The sequence below is a fragment of the Halomonas tibetensis genome (assembly GCF_042643535.1).
In the GTDB taxonomy this organism is placed as follows: Bacteria; Pseudomonadota; Gammaproteobacteria; order Pseudomonadales; family Halomonadaceae; genus Halomonas; species Halomonas tibetensis.
Genome location: NZ_JBHRSQ010000040.1, coordinates 96,841 through 112,713, shown reverse-complemented (window position 1 = coordinate 112,713; position 15,873 = coordinate 96,841). Strand labels below are relative to the sequence as shown.

General features: G+C 57.5%; 17 protein-coding genes. 8 read left to right on the top strand and 9 right to left on the bottom strand.

Features of this window, described 5'->3' with window-relative positions; translation table 11 throughout:
- A partial coding sequence (locus ACFODV_RS16785) for a hemerythrin domain-containing protein (RefSeq protein WP_379761511.1) occupies nt 1-885 on the top strand: 885 nt, incomplete at its 5' end.
- A 166-nt stretch (nt 886-1,051) separates the two neighbouring features.
- On the opposite strand, the gene ACFODV_RS16780 is transcribed toward ACFODV_RS16785, so the two are convergent.
- The gene (locus ACFODV_RS16780; protein ID WP_379761509.1) at nt 1,052-1,492 is read right to left on the bottom strand and encodes a LexA family protein; all 441 of its coding nucleotides are present in this window, start codon (nt 1,490-1,492) and stop codon (nt 1,052-1,054) included.
- Between the two features lie 977 nt (nt 1,493-2,469).
- Between ACFODV_RS16780 and ACFODV_RS16775 the strand changes: the two genes are divergently transcribed.
- The 3 genes from ACFODV_RS16775 (at nt 2,470) to ACFODV_RS16765 (ending at nt 4,197) form a co-directional block, all read left to right on the top strand.
- On the top strand, nt 2,470-2,781 hold the full coding sequence (locus ACFODV_RS16775) for a hypothetical protein (protein ID WP_379761507.1): 312 nt from the start codon (nt 2,470-2,472) through the stop codon (nt 2,779-2,781).
- Nucleotides 2,782-2,896: 115 nt separating this feature from the next.
- Nucleotides 2,897-3,451, top strand: a complete 555-nt coding sequence (locus ACFODV_RS16770; protein ID WP_379761505.1) for a lysozyme inhibitor LprI family protein — start codon at nt 2,897-2,899, stop codon at nt 3,449-3,451.
- A 197-nt stretch (nt 3,452-3,648) separates the two neighbouring features.
- Complete coding sequence (locus ACFODV_RS16765) at nt 3,649-4,197, top strand: HNH endonuclease (protein ID WP_379761503.1); 549 nt, start codon at nt 3,649-3,651, stop codon at nt 4,195-4,197.
- Here ACFODV_RS16765 and tnpB read toward each other — a convergent pair.
- The 5 genes from tnpB to ACFODV_RS16740 form a co-directional block, all read right to left on the bottom strand.
- A complete protein-coding gene (gene tnpB, locus ACFODV_RS16760) occupies nt 4,119-4,391 on the bottom strand; it encodes an IS66 family insertion sequence element accessory protein TnpB (protein WP_379761501.1) in 273 nt (90 codons plus the stop codon). The two genes, ACFODV_RS16765 and tnpB, sit on opposite strands and share 79 nt — an antisense overlap.
- A complete protein-coding gene (gene tnpA, locus ACFODV_RS16755) occupies nt 4,388-4,702 on the bottom strand; it encodes an IS66 family insertion sequence element accessory protein TnpA (RefSeq protein WP_379761499.1) in 315 nt (104 codons plus the stop codon). The genes tnpB and tnpA overlap by 4 nt, the downstream gene beginning before the upstream one ends.
- A 180-nt stretch (nt 4,703-4,882) precedes the next feature.
- Nucleotides 4,883-5,359 (bottom strand): hypothetical protein, encoded by a 477-nt coding sequence (locus ACFODV_RS16750; RefSeq protein WP_379761497.1) that lies wholly within the window; start codon nt 5,357-5,359, stop codon nt 4,883-4,885.
- 164 nt (nt 5,360-5,523) lie between these two features.
- Nucleotides 5,524-5,952 (bottom strand): hypothetical protein, encoded by a 429-nt coding sequence (locus tag ACFODV_RS16745; RefSeq protein ID WP_379761495.1) that lies wholly within the window; start codon nt 5,950-5,952, stop codon nt 5,524-5,526.
- A 69-nt stretch (nt 5,953-6,021) separates the two neighbouring features.
- On the bottom strand, nt 6,022-7,275 hold the full coding sequence (locus ACFODV_RS16740) for a tyrosine-type recombinase/integrase (protein WP_379761493.1): 1,254 nt from the start codon (nt 7,273-7,275) through the stop codon (nt 6,022-6,024).
- Between the two features lie 492 nt (nt 7,276-7,767).
- Between ACFODV_RS16740 and ACFODV_RS16735 the strand changes: the two genes are divergently transcribed.
- Nucleotides 7,768-9,087, top strand: a complete 1,320-nt coding sequence (locus tag ACFODV_RS16735) for a diguanylate cyclase domain-containing protein (protein WP_379761491.1) — start codon at nt 7,768-7,770, stop codon at nt 9,085-9,087.
- A 125-nt stretch (nt 9,088-9,212) separates the two neighbouring features.
- The gene (locus tag ACFODV_RS16730; RefSeq protein ID WP_379761489.1) at nt 9,213-9,767 is read left to right on the top strand and encodes a YaeQ family protein; all 555 of its coding nucleotides are present in this window, start codon (nt 9,213-9,215) and stop codon (nt 9,765-9,767) included.
- Here the strand turns inward: ACFODV_RS16730 and ACFODV_RS16725 are convergent.
- A complete protein-coding gene (locus ACFODV_RS16725; RefSeq protein WP_379761487.1) occupies nt 9,761-11,467 on the bottom strand; it encodes a potassium/proton antiporter in 1,707 nt (568 codons plus the stop codon). The two genes, ACFODV_RS16730 and ACFODV_RS16725, sit on opposite strands and share 7 nt — an antisense overlap.
- 149 nt (nt 11,468-11,616) lie before the next feature.
- On the opposite strand from ACFODV_RS16725, the gene ACFODV_RS16720 reads away from it, so the two are divergent.
- Complete coding sequence (locus ACFODV_RS16720) at nt 11,617-12,849, top strand: ABC transporter substrate-binding protein (protein WP_379761485.1); 1,233 nt, start codon at nt 11,617-11,619, stop codon at nt 12,847-12,849.
- Nucleotides 12,849-14,252: a 3'-5' exonuclease family protein gene (locus ACFODV_RS16715; protein WP_379761483.1), complete on the top strand. Its 1,404-nt coding sequence runs from the start codon at nt 12,849-12,851 to the stop codon at nt 14,250-14,252. Before ACFODV_RS16720 ends, ACFODV_RS16715 begins: the two co-directional genes overlap by 1 nt.
- A 67-nt stretch (nt 14,253-14,319) precedes the next feature.
- Here the strand turns inward: ACFODV_RS16715 and ACFODV_RS16710 are convergent, their stop codons facing one another.
- On the bottom strand, nt 14,320-15,102 hold the full coding sequence (locus tag ACFODV_RS16710) for an alpha/beta fold hydrolase (protein WP_379761481.1): 783 nt from the start codon (nt 15,100-15,102) through the stop codon (nt 14,320-14,322).
- A 34-nt stretch (nt 15,103-15,136) separates the two neighbouring features.
- Entirely contained in the window at nt 15,137-15,820 is a 684-nt protein-coding gene (locus ACFODV_RS16705; RefSeq protein ID WP_379761479.1) for a 7-cyano-7-deazaguanine/7-aminomethyl-7-deazaguanine transporter, read from the bottom strand.
- Nucleotides 15,821-15,873: the final 53 nt, after the last annotated feature.

Here is a 15,873-nt window from a genome sequence, read left to right as displayed (position 1 = left end):
GGGCGCTTCCAGGCCCAGGCCGAGGGTCAGAATCTGGGTGCCGTCCATGCCATGCCTCCTGTCATCGTGGAGGCTCTATCGTGGCTCAACGACGGGGGCGAATTCCACACCCGACGACGAAGAGCCTTGATGAGCCAGCAGGTTCGTCTGGTAGACAGCCTGTTTCGCTGGGGTGGCGAAGAATTCGCGATCTTGCTACCTAACACCGCTATCTCGGCTACTCGATTCATTGCCGAGCGACTGAGACAAGCGGTCAGCCAGTTCCGTTTTGATTTAGAAGGTGATATCACGGTCAGTATTGGCGCGGCCGAGCTGGAGCGCGGTGAAACGGCCCTGAGCTGGTTTAAGCGAGCCGATGAGGCAATGTATGCCGCGAAGTACCAAGGGCGCAATCGGGTGGTTTGCGCTGATGCGATTACCGACCGTTTCATCAGCGGTGAGGACGCTGACAGTTCGGTCCTGATGCCGTGGAAACCGATCTACGAATGCGGTCATCCATTGATCGATCAACAGCACCAGGAGTTGTTCCGTCTGGGCAATAAAATGATTTCCGCAAGCCTAGACGAAACTGTCGGCAAGGAACACTTCCTGCTGCTTGCAGATGAACTAATCGAACACTGCACGCAACATTTTTCCGATGAAGAGGACATCCTCGCCAACATCGGCTATGACGGGTTCGACAAACATCAAAAAGCCCACAACGGACTGCTTAGCCGCGCGCGTAAGCTACGCAATCAGGCTCAGACAGGAACCGTGACCACGCGAGATGTCATCGACTTTCTGGTCAACAAGCTCGTCAAGCAACACCTCCTGACGGCTGACATGGACTTCTTTGAGCAGCTGATGAAACCGTCAACAGTTGAGAACAAAGCGATTGGCAACTAATCCGGGATCAAATTTGCCCGACGACGACAGCAGGCAGGGAAGACTATTAATGGTCAAGTAAACTGACCCAGTATCGGCCAACGCTTTTGTCCCACCCCCAAAGTGGCAGCGTTGCTGATCCTACCCAGTAGCAGTCGACCAGCCCGATCATCGTTGCCACCCTGCCCTAAACTAGGAACTCATGCACCACGGCACTTACCACACCCCAGGCCTGGCATTTTAGGTCTGCGGCGGGGATCGGTGGATAGCGTGAGTTGCCCGATACCAGGAAGGTACGGTTGCCTTGTAGTTCATAGCGCTTCACCACCAGCTCGCCTTCGACCGAAGCCACCAGAATATGACCCGGCCGGGGCTCAATAGCACTGTCGACCACCAGGAGGTCACCAGCCTGGATGCCCAAGGTTTCCATGCTGTCGCCCGTCACCGTCATGAAGAAGGTCGATGCTGCCCGCTTCACCAGCCGTTCGTTGAGGTCCAGGGTACGGCCCTCATAGTCCTGTGCGGGGCTGGGAAAGCCTGAGAGACCGGCCCTGGTCAGCAACAGCGGATAAGGCAGCGGCTGTGATGGCGGGGCTGGGTGTGCGGGGATCAGCGGGTCATGCGACATGGTGGCCTCCTCGATACCTGATATTTATACAGTATCGGGTAGGAGACCCTATCTGCCAAGGGACGAATCGCCATGGAGCCATCCGAGGCAGGCAAGCCCGGCATGGAAATGCTAAGATGATTCCAACATTAGAATAGGCATATGAAATGCGACATGTCTGACTTACCAGCTTCTTCCGCAGGCAAAGGTCATTTATCGACCCAAAGCCGACATGGCGGTAACAGCAAAGGCGTGCGGTTATGGGTATACAGCCCAATTTTAGTCAATATTGATAAGAATCATGGCTTACGATAATTTTGTCAGATTGCATTTTCTGTGCAAACGTGATGGCACGTCCTCTAATCATAGAACGCGCCGTTTATTACCGTTAGGCTTCAGTGCCAGCAATTCAACGTTAGGAGTGTTTATGAACAAGAAAGACAGAATCGCTATTGTAGTCAGTATCTTGTATTTTCTATTTCCTCTCGGAGTTCTATTCGAAGGTTCTAGGGATGCACCTGCTGCGGCATTAGTTTTCATGTCTCCTTTGATTGCTTATTGGGGTTATCGATTTATCAAGAACGACATAAGTTTTTTGAAGAATAGCGAGAAATAAAAAGCATGATATACATTCTCAAAATTCGCCCGGTTGATAAGGGGGATCTATCCTCAACAATCCCTTTCTTGCCTGAAGTTGATGACTACGAAATGTATGTGGGTGCACTTCGTGACGACCTGAAACAAATAGACGGAATTATTGACGTTGCCCAAAATGATTCATCGTTATCTATCAAAATCAATGAATCAATTAGCGAAGAGGAGCTTAAGAAGCGAATAAGGACAGTCTTCAGCGAAGACTTGTTGAGAAGCCTGCGATTTGTGTCTTTGGTTAAGTCCTAACTTGGGTAGCAAGCCTAACAAGTCATGCCACCCCTTACGTAAAAGTCGCTGCGCGGTTTCGTCGTCGGTGCTTGAAACTTTGACCACAGGAGAGAATCATGTTTCATACAACCAAAGCGTTTAGCATTGCATTCATATTGGCTCTTTGCTTTGGCATTGGCGCTGCCGCTTATACATCAGGCGTATTGGCTCAATCTGTAATCGAGTCTCAGATCGACGGGGAGTTTGAGGGCTGGGAAGGAGAAACGGTCGTCAAACTTATGAATGGTCAGATCTGGATACAGACCGAGTATTATTACGAGTATAACTACGCCTATATGCCTGACGTTCTGATTTATCAGTCGAGTGGTGGCTGGAATATGAAGGTTGAAGGTGTAAACAAGGCAGTTGGCGTTGAACAGCTTCGGTGATCTGTTGGCCTAACAATTCGTTCAAGCCGACGCCGCGTCTCGGCACGGCTTAACGCAAGTATTATATCAGAATGACCTTAACGTCCGCTCCTGGCCGAATGAGGAATGTGAGTCTATGCTGAATAATAGAATTCGGCAGCTGGCGACCCAAAACCGACGTGCTGAAAAAAGCAGCGGGCACGTTCAAGCGGAATACCAAGCACGCAATATAATACAACTGTTAGGTGAAACTAGAGACACGATGAAGACGACTTTCTTAACCGTTGCACTTGTATCATTTGCGCCGTGCGTGTTTGCGGCAGAGACATTCTGTGGTACTGGCCGCCTCCATCCAATTGACCTCCAGTTTCAACGAGAGATGGATCAAAGTGGCGGGGTCACGGTGGATATACGTAATGCTCAAGGTAGAGCGTATGAGAGCTGGGATAAAGAGCTAAACCGAGAGTATCGTGAACTGATGGCTCTGCTATCCTCGGAAGAAAAAGTCTCTTTGAGAGAGGCGCAGAGGGCATGGCTGTCGTTTCGTGACGCGGAATCCAAGTTTTGGTGGTCGGAAAGCATCTCAGACGGAGGTACTTTGCAGCCTGTTATCGTTTCAGATTACGGCATTGAACTACTCAAGGAACGTGTCTGCCAGCTCGCAACATATAAACAGGTTGCGACACCATAGGGGCTTCGCCTAATAATTCATTCAAGCCGAAGCCGCTTAGTGGCGCGGCTTAATTCAGGTGTTAGACGTCATTGAGGTAGAAAGTGGCAAATTATCGAGACCTATCGGACCGTGACGCTGTCCTTAAGGCGATTGCCGAGTGTGACCAACTCGGGAGGACCAAGTTTCTGGAGCAATATGGGTACGGCAAGGCCCTAATGTTTATGCTCATCCACAATGGCAAGCAATACGATTCCAAGGCAATCGTTGGTGCTGCTTACGAGCATCAGTTTGGTGAGCCTTTGCGCAATACCGATTTCTCGGGAGGCCAAGCCTCGGTCGTGCCCAAACTTTCGAGCTTAGGATTCAAAGTCGTTGCCTTAGAGGTGACCGACAGCACTTCAGCTCTTGCACAAGAAGTGCCGGAGTCGATGTGGGAAGGTGGGAAGCGTATGGTTTCCGTCAATGCCTACGAACGCAGCGCCGCAGCTCGGGCAGCGTGCATCGAGGCTCACGGTTCGCGCTGTGCAATTTGTGATTTCGACTTCGGAGAGGTTTACGGGGCAGAGTTTCTGGGCTTCATTCATGTCCACCATCGAGTTCCTGTGTCAGAGGTGGGCGCAAGGTACGAAGTCGATCCGGTCAAGGATCTGGTTCCTCTCTGTCCAAATTGTCACGCTATCGTGCACTACGGCAACAAGACAAGGTCAGAGGAAGAAGTGAAGCAGCGGATTAAAAAAGCCAAGAATCCTGGCCCTGTGGAATGAAATTGACACATGACAAGCGCATTCAGTCCGACCGCCAAAAGGTTACGCTTTCGTCGACGGTTGATGAAGAGGAAACCGTGCCCGCTCAGGGGATCCTGGCCCAGCTGTCGCCGTACCATGGCGGCGAGGCCGTCATAAGAGCGGCGCATGTCGTTGGGCTGCGTACACAGCCAGAGCTGAACGGGCGGTCTCACCGACCACCTCGCCGGAAACGCAGGCAAACACCGTCGCCCAGGTCGAGCTCGATCTCCCAGCCACGCGGCTCGTCATCGATGGCATCTTCCTCCGGTTGCGACACCGGCGCGAAGAGCGGCGACGCGGTAGCGGAAGATGAAGACATCACAGACGTTCCTGATGCCAGTCGACGCTTCCAGTGCTGGAACGAACTCTTGGACAGGCCCTTCTGTTCACAGAACACCTGCTGGGACTGACCGCTGCGGGACTGCTCGTCAATCCAGGCCTGCCATTGCTCGGCAGGATAGCGTGTGTGGCGCTGCGTCGGCATGAGTACTGATTCTCCGTCGGTGAATGACGGGATCAGCGTAGAGGGTCAGGCCACTTCGAGAAATGATGCGCCGGAATGGCCGGTTACATTACTCCTGCCTTATCCACCGGGTTCACTCAGGAATGAAGATGATCGGATAGACCCGGACAAAGCTGGGGATCACCGTGTAGGGGGATCACCTTATTTATTTTTTCCTTTCCTTTCTTTTCCGCACTTAATTATAATGCTATAAAAAGCGGTCATGTTTTCCTTTGCTGTCATCCCGACTTTTCTCAATGTTTCATGAACCTGTTCTTCTTTTGCAAACCCTTTTCGCTGCTTGTAGTATCCTTCCGCCGCGATATCAAGAAGCAGAATTAAATCTGTTGAATCATCTCTGTTTCTGGATTTTTGATCATCCCGGATCTCTAGGTTTTTTATGTTTACAGAATAATTCAAATTTTCGGTAACTACCTTAGGGAAAAATTTCAGGCACACATCTTGTGATATAGTTTTTCCTTCCCAGCGTTTTTTAAGCACATCCCTGACAAGCTCCTCCCAAATTTTCTTTGTTTTAGCGGACCGCTTTCTTAAGTTATTTTTGATGAGGACGCTATGTATTGAGTTTATATCTTGAATAAACTGATTTGACCAAACCCCAGGTTGATAGCCATCCATATCGTCGAAATTGAAATCGAGGAGCCCTGCATGCCTCTTCTTCAGAGAGTAAACATTTTCAGAAGATATGAAAATCTCTTCTTTAGTAACATTTAATGAATAAGCTCTTTCATCTTTGAAATAAAATTCCTGGTTTTTATAGTCATAATTTGATATAACAGACCTTATGTAAGATCGCCACAGAGTCTCTTTTTTAATACGTCTTGCTTCTGGATATAATAAGCTACCAGCTCACCTGGGTTTGCAGACTTGCCAAACCTATATTTGCCATCAGTGTAGACGACCTCATATGGCTCGCAAGACTTCAAGCTAAGAGTGTTAAGTAACTTTTCATTATCTTTTAGGCGAGGAATAAATCCATCAGGATTTTCAGGCAAGATTCCGTATGGGTTACTTTTAGGAGGGTTACTGAGGTCTGCTTCTAACCTTTGTTTGCTCCTGATTCCAATACTTAGGTAATCCTTGGGAAGAATGATCAAAAAAATATTCTCTTGCACTATAGCTTCTGCAAAGTCACGAAAATTCATCCCTAGTAAATTGATAGCCTTATCTATGGAAATAATTTCTTGACCAACCTGCTCAGGATCATACATGGAAACCACCCAATTTTTACTCAAGACTATCTTGCAAAACAAACATAGAGGAAGACGATAAAAAGCAGTCTAGTATCGATGTGAGGAACCTAGTTCCGACATGTCTAAACCGAATAATCCCGGCTTCCCAACCGGCAGTATATAGTCTGCCCAATCCTGCATCATCGCCCACCGCTTCTCGAACAGGTCACCGCGGAGGTACGCCGCCTCTACTTTATTTTCTATGGCATGGGCCAGCGCCATCTCGGCGACATCCCTCGGATAGCTGGTAACCTCGCCGGTCCAGTCGCGAAAGCTTGAACGGAAGCCATGAGGCACGAAGTCACCACGTTCACCGTCTAGCCCGTAACCCATTCCGCGCATCAGCTGTAGCATAGACATATTAGAGAGGGGTCGTCCATTGCGAGCGCCGGGAAAGACGTAGTTGGTGCCTTTCACCCGCGGTAACTGAGTAAGCAACTCCACCGTCTGCCGGGACAGCGGCACTCGATGCTCACGGCGAGCCTTCATTCGCTCGGCGGGGATAGTCCAGGTCTCATTGTCCAGGTCGATTTCTGGCCACTCCGAGCGTAGGACCTCCGAGGTGCGTGTCGCTGTCAGGATCAAGAACTGCAGCGCCTTGGAGGAAATGCTGGTATGGCTCTGGAGGTCGGCCATGAAGGCCGCGACCTCGTCGTATGGCATGGCAGGGTGATGGAACACCTTTTTGACACGTGATGGTTTGGCCAGCAGCTTGTCCAAATGACCCCGCCAGCGGGCCGGGTTTACAGAGTCTCGGTAGTTATGCGCTGCAGCGTAATCGAGGACGTTTTCGATTCGTCCTTGTACTCGTTTGGCCGTCTCAGTCTTGCTGGTCCAGATCGGTGACAGGATCTTCAAGACGTCCTGAGTGGTAACCTCATCGACTCGCTTGAATCCGATCACCGGTCGAACATAGGTCTTCAAGGTGCTGACCCACTGCCGAGCATGCTTGGCGTTCCGCCAACTGCGGCGGTGGGACATGATGTAGCGGGCTGCACAGCTTACAAAGGTAGGGGTTACCACTTCTGCCTGGTCCACCACCATCTTGGCCTCTAAAGGGTCGAGGCCTTCCTTGACGAGTTTGCGGTTATCCGTGGCCTGTGAGCGAGCCTCAGCCAAACTGACGTCAACGCAGCTGCCAAGGCCCATGTCGCGGAGCTTTCCATGTCGCCTGTACCGATATATCCAACTCGCTCCTCCTGTCTTGCCGATCTTGAGATATAGGCCCTCGCCATCATTGATCAGCCCTGGCTTGGCCTCCCTGACCAGTTTCTGTACCCCGCGTGTGGTGAGCTTGCCCATGGCCGTCTCCTCGGTGTCATTATGAGCACCGTACCATACCCTGGCCCATACTCCAGCCCATACTTTACACGTGGCATTTGCTGCACCATCCTGGATTTTCTTGGACAAGAAAGGCAGAAAAAATGCTAAAGAACAATGGATTAAGAGACTTTGGCGGTAATGCCTGGATTTTAACAATGCGGACTGCCCCTCCGCCAGTATTTATAGAAAAAGCCGCTGATTCCAGCGGCTTTTTCTTTTTCCAATGTCTGCTGACCCACATCTTGACCTTCACTCTTCAGTTGACGGAGTAGTCTCGGTGCAGCGACTCAGTCATCTACCGTGGTGAAGCATCCGGCATTTCGAGTGTTGTCACATGTTTGCTGAGCGTGCCCTTGGAGACGCCGATATGCCGTGAGGTGCCCGCAACGTTGGCAGCGCCATCGGCGCGTATAGCGGATTCGTCGGGTATGATAACGGTGATGCCCGGCCTCACTGCCTCGAGGAGCACCGATGGACCTGCTTCAAGACGCCTTCGCGCATTCCCCAGATGCGCTGATGGTTGTTACGGCGGAAACTGATGGCGGCTTTCGCTTCTTGAGGGTCAATGCAAGCTTCGTCGAGGCCACCGGCTTTTCCCGAGCGCAGGCCGAAGGCGCTCGTCTTGAAGACTTGCTTCCCCCCGAAGACGCAGAACGTCTGGCCGTGGAATACCGGCGCTGCCTGGCTCAGGGCACCACCGTCGAGTTCGAGCAGCCCTACGAGGTGCCCAGTGGTCAACGTACCTGGCATGTTTGCCTTCGCCCCATGGGGCCGCTTGGTACCCAGCGGCTAATCGTCTCGGCTCGTGACATCACCTGGTCACGCAACTTCGCTCAGCAGCTAAACGCGGTGGCCGCCTTTATGCCCGGGTTTGTCTACCAGCTCTGCATGGCGCCCGACGGCCGCTGGTACTACTCCTTCGTAGGCGAGCAAGCCGAGACGATGTTCGGCGTGTTAGTGGCTGAGGCATTGGCGGATGCCAACACGCTGATGGGATTGATCCATCCGGATGACAGTGAACGCGTCATTCGTGAAAGCCTGCATGCCGCCGAGCACCTAACCCCCTGGCACAGCGAATTTCGCATGTTGCACCGCGACGGGCGCCTCCAGTGGGTGGAAGCTCATGATCAGCCCCAGAAGCTCGGTGACGGCACCGTCCTGTGGACCGGCTACGTCAACGACATCACCGAACGCAAGGCACTGGAAGCCTCGCTGTTGGCCAGTGAAGCAAAGTATCGTCGGCTCGCACAGTTCGACCCGGTGACCGGGCTCGCAAACCGCTCCGAATTCTTCTCCCGCCTGAATCACGCGATCCAGCTTGCCGAACGGAAAGCGCAAACCCTGGCCCTGCTGTTCATCGACCTGGACCGATTCAAGCCCATCAACGACGCCTATGGCCATGCCACTGGCGATGCGCTGCTTCGACAGGTTGGTGAGCGGCTTCGTGGAGAGCTGCGTGGTACCGACCTGGTCGCCCGTATCGGGGGTGATGAATTCACGGTGCTGCTGCAAGGACCTATCGACAGCGCAACAGCGCAGCAAGTGGCCGAGAAGCTTTGCGAAGCCATGGCCACCCCCTTTCCACTCAACGACCACCCGCTAAGCCTGTCGGCCAGTATCGGAGTGGCGCTCTATCCGGCGCATGGCCAGAATACGGAGGCCCTCACCCACGCGGCTGATGAGGCCATGTATCACGCCAAGGCGGCGGGTCGTGGAATCGCGTTCCTTTCTCTATCGAAAGAAGATCCTCACCATGGAGGGTGTGCTGATAATCTCGGGGCCAGGAGCTGACCGCGTCTCAGTCGAGGCCGACCCTAAGTATCGGCGCTTCACGTGGCCCTACCGTGCACATCACAATAACAAAGCCCAGTGCACCAGGCTTCCTTCCCCTATCCCTAAACCCGGCGACGTCGCAAATGGCTCTCAAGGCAAGCATTCACAAGGTACAGCTTCAAATCGCCGACATGGATCGGCACTACTACAACGAACATTCACTGACCGTCGCCCGGCATCCTTCCGAGACCAATGAACGCATGATGCTGCGCCTGCTGGCCTTTGCCCGTCACGCCCATCCGGATCTTGCCTTCGGACGAGGCGTCAGCGCTGAGGACGAGCCGGATCTCTGGCGCCGGAGCCTCACGGGGGACATCGAGCTGTGGATTCAGCTCGGTCAACCGGATGAGCGCGAGATTCGCCGTGCCTGCGGGCGCGCAAGACAGGTCGTGCTCTATACCTACGGCGGCCAGGGGTCGCGACTCTGGTGGGAGCCGCTGGCCAACAAGCTGCGCAGTCTCTCCAACCTCACGGTCATCGACGTCGATTCGCAAAGCGTTACCGAGCTCGGCCGCCTGGCCGCCAGGGGAATGGAGCTCAATGCCACCCTTCAGGACGGCATGATGTGGCTGGCAACACCAGAAACGTCCGTGGACGTCAGCGTCGAGATTCGCCAGCAGGCGGCAACGACTCAGTAGAGCCGCAAGCCCACCTTGGTCACGTTATTGCCCTCCATTTCGCTGACCACCCAGTGAATCCCGTGCCAGTCCACGTCATCCCCCACCACCGGATGGCCGCCGACGCGCACGGAGATGAAGTCCGCCAGGGTCATCTCCTTTTCTGCCTGGCTGAGCGTCAGGCCGTAGACGTCGGCAATATCCTGCATTCGGGCATCGCCGGCGAAGGTAAAGGTGCCAAAGAATGCGCGCTCCTGCTTGAGCTTGGCATCGCCATTGAAGAGTCGATTCAGCGCCGGCAGATCATCGCTGCGACCGATCACGCAGATCACGTCACCCAGTTGAAGGCGGGTGCTCCCCTTGGGATGCAGCATCACATGATCGCGGAACAGCGCCGAGATCAGCGCCCCAGAAGGAAAGCGCAACAGCCGAATCGGCACATCCTCCAGGTCCGAGTTTTCCACCTCGTAGACAAACATCTCGAAGTCGTTTTCGGGGAGAATGCCCAGCGGTCCGCGCTGGTTGGGCGTGACGGACGTTGGCACCTGCACCCGCATCCATCGCGCCATCCATCCCAGGGTGCCGCCCTGAATCAGCAGCGAGAGCAGCACCACCGCAAAGGCCACGTTGAAGTAGAGGGTGGCATTCTCCACCCCGCCGATCACCGGAAAGATCGCCAGCACAATCGGCACGGCACCGCGCAGCCCCACCCAAGCGATGAAACCGGTTTCTCGCCAGCGAAACTTGAAGAAGGGCTTGATGCTGATCAGCACCGCCAGAGGCCTGGCTACGAAGATCAGCGCCAGCGCCACCAGGCTGGCGGGAAGCGCATATTCGAGCAGTTCGCTGGGATTGACCAGCAGGCCCAGCACCAGGAACAGCCCGATCTGACTCAACCAGGCCAGGCCGTCATGAACCGGCAGGATGAAGTTGAGATGACGCCCTGGCTGGTTACCGATCATCAGCCCCGCCAGATAGATCGCCAGGAAGCCGCTGCCGCCAAGGAAGCTGGTGATGCCGAACACGCTAAAGCCCAGCGCAAGAGCCAGCAGCGAGTAAAGGCCGGGGGCAAGGTCCACCCAGCGCAGCAGCTTACCGCTGAGCCAGCCACCGCCCACTCCGATCACAAGCCCCAGGCCAAACTGCTGCACCAGCAGGAGCAGGGTATCAACCGCGCCGCTCAGCTCGCCGACCAGCATCTCCACCAGCACCAGGGTAAGGAAGATCGCCATGGGGTCGTTGGTGCCCGACTCGATCTCCAGAGTCGCACCCACCCGCTCGTTGAGATTCACCCCGCGCCCGCTGAGCATCGAAAACACCGCAGCGGCGTCGGTGGAGCCGACAATGGCCCCCACCAGCAGCCCTTGCAACAGGGTCAGGTCGAAGATCCACATGGCCAACACGCCGACGATACCGCTGGTGATGAAAACGCCCAGGGTGGCCAGGGACAGCGCCGGACGAAAGCCGACGCGAAAGGTCTTGAGGCGGGTACGAAGCCCACCATCCAGCAGGATCATGGCCAACGCCACGTGGCCAATAACAAAGGCCACGGAGTAATTGTCGAACTGGATGCCAAGCAGGCCCTCTTCCCCCGCCAGCATGCCCAACCCCAGAAAGATGAGCAGCAGGGGGAATCCCACAAGGCTGGAAAGACGGCTAGCCAGGACGCTGAGCCCGATCAACAAGCCGCTGAGTATGAAGATGGTATTGATGGTGTCCATGGCATCCTCGTGGCGGCATATACGGCATTATTGCATGAGGCCCGCAGCGGTGCGACGCCGACGGCAGGGCTGGTCAGCCCTTCCCGGCAGCGGATACACTCTCTTGCTGCCGGCCGGTTACGAACCGGCACCACTGCCGGAGCCCCTGCATGCCTGACCCCGCCCAGCTCAAGCGCCTCCCCATTGTTGTGCCTGCCCTCATAGGGATAATGGCGCCGATGATACTGATGGCAGCCCTGATGACAGCCCTGACGATAGCCCTGATGACCGTGCCGATCATGGCGCTGGCCCAACAGGACTCGGCCTCCGCCGGTACCGAACAAAACGCCTCCGCCGGTACCGAACAAAACGATAGTGCCGCCGTCGCTGACCCCGATAACACGGCACAGGATGCAGCGTCCGCTGAACTCTCAGAATCCTCGGAGCCAAGCACAGTGGTTGACCAGCCCCCCCGGGTGACACTAACCCCTCCTGAGCCCATTACGCCCCCACCGCTCAAGCCGCTGAAGATCATGCTCGACTGGTATCCCGGGCCCCAGCACGCCGCCCTGCTGATCGCTCAGCACAAGGGACTTATGGAGCGACAAGGCCTGCAGGTGACCCTGAGCACCCCAGCCGATCCCACCCTGCCAACCCGATTGCTGGCCGCCGGCCGCATCGATCTGGCCGTGAGTCGCCAGCCGCTGCTGCACCTGCAGGTGGATCAAGGCCTGCCCTTGATTCGGATCGGCACCCTGGTGGACCTGCCCCTGGCGGGGCTGCTGCTGCGTGACGACGGCACCATGGAGTCCCCAGCCCAGCTGGCGGGCAAGCGAATCGGCTACTCCGTCGAAGAGAGTCGTGAGCTTCTCCTGCCAGCGCTGCTCAAGCCCCACGGCATTGCCATCGAAGAGCTGGAGCTGGTGGACGTCAACTTCAGTGCCGTCATCCATATGGTCGATGAGTCGCTTGACGGCGTGATGACACCGCAGCGTCTCGCGCTGCCCCGCCGACTGGGAGACGAGGGCATCACCGCGCGATTATTGAACCTGGAAGAACACGGCTTTCCGCGCCACGAAGGGCTGATCCTGGTGGCCAACCGCGACCGGCTGGGTGGCCAGAAGGAGAGTCTTCGACGGCTCCTCGAGGCCCTGACCGAGGCCACCGCATGGAGCCTGGAGCATCCCGAGGAGGCCTGGGCGCTGCTGGCGGATATCGAACCGACCCTGGATACGCCAGCGAACCAGGACGCCTGGCCGGCCATGCTGATGCGACTGAGCGCGCGCCCCGCCGCGCTTGACCAGGGAGGCTACCGACGTTTCGAGGCCTTCCTGCACGAGCAAGGCCTGCTCGAGACCCTGACGCCGGTGGATAAGCTGGCGGTTGACCTGGGCGCGCCCTGATGGACGGCCCACTGGTCTTCCTTGACCTCGAAACCACCGGTATCCGCACCACCCGGGATCGCATCACCGAGATTGCCGCCCTGCGCCTCGAGCAAGGCGTGGTGACCTCGCGATGGCACCGGCTGATCAACCCCCTGGTGCGCATTCCCGCACCGATCCGCGAGCTGACCGGCATTCATGACGAGATGGTCCAGGATGCCCCCGCCTTCGCCGAGATCGCCGAAGCGCTCAGGGAGTGGCTGGGCGATGCCACTCTGGTCGCCCACAATGCCCGCTTCGACTATGGCTTCCTGCGCAACGCCTACAAGCGAGCCGGCATGAGCTTCAGCGCCGAGGTGATCTGCACGCTTCGGCTCTCGCGGCGCCTGGCGCCCCAGCATCGCGAACACAACCTGGCCGCCCTGCTGGAGCGCTACGGCATTGCCTTTCCCACCCGGCACCGCGCCATGGCCGACGCCGAGGCCCTGCTCGCCCTCTGGCAGCGCTGGGCAACGGAACATCCCGTCGCCCGGCTGGACGAGGAAGTTCAACGTCAGCGCCGGCTGCCCAGCCTGCCGGCCCACCTGGATCCGGGCATGATCCAGGCCCTGCCCAATGCGCCGGGGGTCTACCTGATGCATGGCGAGAACGATCTACCGCTCTACATCGGCAAGAGCCTGAACCTCAGGGCCAGGGTCATGAGCCATTTTCAGGCCGACCACCGACAGGATCGCGAAATGCGCCTGGCCCAGCAGGTGCGTCGCATCGACTGGCAGGAGACGGCCGGCGACCTGGGCGCACAGCTGCTGGAAGCGCGGCTGGTCAAGGAGCGCCAGCCGATCATGAACCGACGCCTGCGCCGCGCCGGACGGCTGTCGGGATGGTCATGGCCTCCCGACGCCAGCCGGCCCGCACTGCAGCGCGCCGATGCCCTCACCGGCAAGGAAGCCGAAGCGATGATGGGCCTGTTCCGCAGCACCCGGGATGCCAACGAGGCGTTGCGCCAGATCGCCACCGACCAGGGGCTCTGCCTGCGACTGCTGGGGCTGGAAGCGGGACGCGGCGCCTGCTTCGCCAGCCAGCTGGGCCGCTGTCGGGGGGCTTGCCGAGGTGACGAGCCCCTGGCGGTTCATACCGCTCGGGCCCGCGAGGCGCTGTCGCGGCTGCAGATCCATCACTGGCCCTGGGCGGGGCGCCTGGCCATCGGCGAGCGGGGACCCACGAGCGCGCAGGCCTGGCACCTGGTGGATCACTGGTGCCATCTGGGGAGTGCCGACTCTCTTGCGGGGCTCGAAGCACTGGCCGATGCAAGGGGAGCCTTTGACGTCGATACCTACCGGATCCTGCGCCGTTTTCTCGATGGCGACAGCGTCGATCAGCTGACGCTGGTCACCCTGCCTCGCCGGGCAGAATCCGCCTCCTGAAGTTTTCCCGACGGGCTATGTTGACGGGCTAAGTCGACGGACTATGTTGACGGGCTATGTCGACGGGCTATACCGACGCGCGCTGGGCGAGAAACACCTCCACCGACTCGCGAAAGGCCTCGGGCTGTTCGGCATGTAGCCAATGCCCGGCCTCCAGGGTCACCACCTCCGCCTCGGGCAGCACCTCCATCAGGGCGGGAAGCATCGCGTCGGTGACGTAAGGAGAGTGCGCGCCGCGCAGCACCAGGGTCGGCCCCGGAAAGGCGCCGTCGCCCGCCGGCGGTCCCATGATGGTCTCGTAGTCGTCCTGGATCTCGTCGAGTCCCAGGCGGAGTCTGAGGCCGCCCTGGTCGCCGCGCTCCAAGTTGGTGGCCAGGAACAGCCTGACCGCCCGCTCCTTGACGTGTTCACCCAGCAGGTCGTCGGCCTCACGGCGATTGGCCGGCCTGCCCTCCTCCAGGCGGCGCAAGCCGGCAAATACCGTGTCATGGTCGTGGCCATAGGCCAGCGGGGCGATGTCGCCGATGATCAGCGAAGCCACCCGCTCGGGAGCCACCAGCGCCAGCGAGATCACCACCTTGCCGCCCATGGAGTGACCGAGCAGATGGGCGCGCGGGATTTCCAGGCGATCCAGCAACGCGATCACATCCTCGGCCATGGCGTCATAGCTCATTCCTTCGGCGTGGGGGGAACGGCCATGGTTGCGCAGGTCCACGGTAATCACCCGGCGCGTCTCCTGCCACGCCTTGACGTGAGAGCGCCAGTTGTCGGCGCTACCGAACAGGCCATGGATGACCACCAGCGGCACGCCATCGCCACCGGTGTCCTGAAAATTGAGCTCTACGGGCATAACACTCTCTCCTCGGCCGATTTCTCGGCCTGACTCAGGGACGGGGTCGGGCCGGTGACGCGGCCAGGATCTGGGTATCGGTGGCCGCCAGCAGTCGACGGCTCAGGGTCGCCAGCAGCAAGCCGTACAACGGTACGAAGAACAGCAGGCTGACGATCAGCTTGATGACATAGTCGACCCAGGCGATCTCCAGCCAGTTGGCCGCCATGAAAGGGTCGGGGCTTTGATAGAAGGCGATCGAAAAGAAAGCCGAGGTGTCGGCCAGGTTGCCCAGCACCGTAGAGATCGCCGGCGCCACCCACCAGGCCTTGAGGGTCCGCAGGCGATCGAACACGTGTACGTCCAGCAGCTGGCCCAGCAGGTAGGCCATGAAGCTGGCTACGGCGATGCGCGCCACGAAAAGATTCCACTCCCCCAGGGCGTCGAGGCCAGCGTAGCTGCCCCGTGGGAACACCACCGACACCACGTAGGAGATGACCAGCGCCGGCAGCATCACACGCATCACGATGGCACGCGCCGGCTCCTTGCCGAACAGCCTCACGGTGAGATCGGTGGCCAGGAAGATAAACGGAAAGCTGAAGGCCCCCCAGGTCGTGTGAAAGCCGAACAGGGTGAACGGCAGCTGCACCAGATAGTTGCTGGCAGCGATCACGAGGACATGGAAAGTGATCATCAGCGCCAGCAGGCGGCGCTGCTGAGCATCGGAAAGCGCAAACATGACAAGATCCTTTTTTAAGAGAGGGGTGAGGGAACCCTCGTGGAACGGGCCGC

Bases quoted from the DNA above. Each gene is read 5' to 3' on its own strand.
- ACFODV_RS16710 (WP_379761481.1), bottom strand. From the start codon at position 15,102: ATGCCCGTAGAGCTCAATTTTCAGGACACCGGTGGCGATGGCGTGCCG.
- ACFODV_RS16775 (WP_379761507.1), top strand. From the start codon at position 2,470: ATGTTTCATACAACCAAAGCGTTTAGCATTGCATTCATATTGGCTCTT.
- ACFODV_RS16780 (WP_379761509.1), bottom strand. From the start codon at position 1,492: ATGTCGCATGACCCGCTGATCCCCGCACACCCAGCCCCGCCATCACAG.
- ACFODV_RS16715 (WP_379761483.1), top strand. From the start codon at position 12,849: ATGGACGGCCCACTGGTCTTCCTTGACCTCGAAACCACCGGTATCCGC.
- ACFODV_RS16735 (WP_379761491.1), top strand. From the start codon at position 7,768: ATGGACCTGCTTCAAGACGCCTTCGCGCATTCCCCAGATGCGCTGATG.
- ACFODV_RS16765 (WP_379761503.1), top strand. From the start codon at position 3,649: ATGTTTATGCTCATCCACAATGGCAAGCAATACGATTCCAAGGCAATC.
- ACFODV_RS16740 (WP_379761493.1), bottom strand. From the start codon at position 7,275: ATGGGCAAGCTCACCACACGCGGGGTACAGAAACTGGTCAGGGAGGCC.
- ACFODV_RS16725 (WP_379761487.1), bottom strand. From the start codon at position 11,467: ATGGACACCATCAATACCATCTTCATACTCAGCGGCTTGTTGATCGGG.
- ACFODV_RS16750 (WP_379761497.1), bottom strand. From the start codon at position 5,359: ATGGATGGCTATCAACCTGGGGTTTGGTCAAATCAGTTTATTCAAGAT.
- ACFODV_RS16745 (WP_379761495.1), bottom strand. From the start codon at position 5,952: ATGTATGATCCTGAGCAGGTTGGTCAAGAAATTATTTCCATAGATAAG.
- ACFODV_RS16730 (WP_379761489.1), top strand. From the start codon at position 9,213: ATGGCTCTCAAGGCAAGCATTCACAAGGTACAGCTTCAAATCGCCGAC.
- ACFODV_RS16705 (WP_379761479.1), bottom strand. From the start codon at position 15,820: ATGTTTGCGCTTTCCGATGCTCAGCAGCGCCGCCTGCTGGCGCTGATG.
- ACFODV_RS16720 (WP_379761485.1), top strand. From the start codon at position 11,617: ATGCCTGACCCCGCCCAGCTCAAGCGCCTCCCCATTGTTGTGCCTGCC.
- tnpA (WP_379761499.1), bottom strand. From the start codon at position 4,702: ATGCCGACGCAGCGCCACACACGCTATCCTGCCGAGCAATGGCAGGCC.
- ACFODV_RS16770 (WP_379761505.1), top strand. From the start codon at position 2,897: ATGCTGAATAATAGAATTCGGCAGCTGGCGACCCAAAACCGACGTGCT.